1 protein-coding gene is annotated in these 586 nt (G+C 47.3%); it reads left to right on the top strand.

The features are described 5' to 3' along the window. On the top strand, positions 1-586 hold a 586-nt coding region (gene ylqF / locus R7040_RS28340), incomplete at both ends, for a ribosome biogenesis GTPase YlqF (protein ID WP_318097870.1).

The following is a 586-nucleotide window of genomic DNA, read 5'->3' as shown; positions in this document are numbered from 1 at the left end:
AGCCTCAAGAAGTACATAAAATTATGGAGCTTTGTCGTAAGCTTGCGCCACACCGTGAAGAAGTTGGTAAAAACATTCGTACCATGATCATGGGCATCCCGAACGTGGGTAAATCGACCATCATCAACACACTGGCTGGTCGCACTATCGCAGTAACGGGTAACCAACCAGCGGTAACGCGTCGCCAACAACGCATTAATTTACAAAACGGCATTGTTCTGTCTGACACACCTGGGATTCTTTGGCCAAAAGTGGAAAACCCACATAGTGGTTTCCGTTTAGCGGCAACGGGTGCCGTAAAAGATACGGCAATGGAGTACGACGAAGTTGCGTTTTACACTGTTGAGTATCTAGCAGCGCATTACCCAGAACGTCTAAAAGAACGTTACCAAATCGAAGAGCTGCCAGAGTCTGACATTGAGATCATGGAAGAAATTGGCCGTCGTCGCGGCGCGCTACGAGCAGGTGGCCGAGTAGATCTTCATAAAGTATCTGAGATTCTACTTCACGAGCTTCGACAAGGTACACTAGGACAAATCACTCTTGAGCTTCCTGAGATGATTACTCAAGAACTGATCGAAGTCGA

It is taken from the genome of Vibrio sp. 1069, assembly GCF_033340555.1.
Note: the sequence above shows the minus strand (reverse complement) of the source record. Positions and strands in the feature narration are given on the sequence as shown.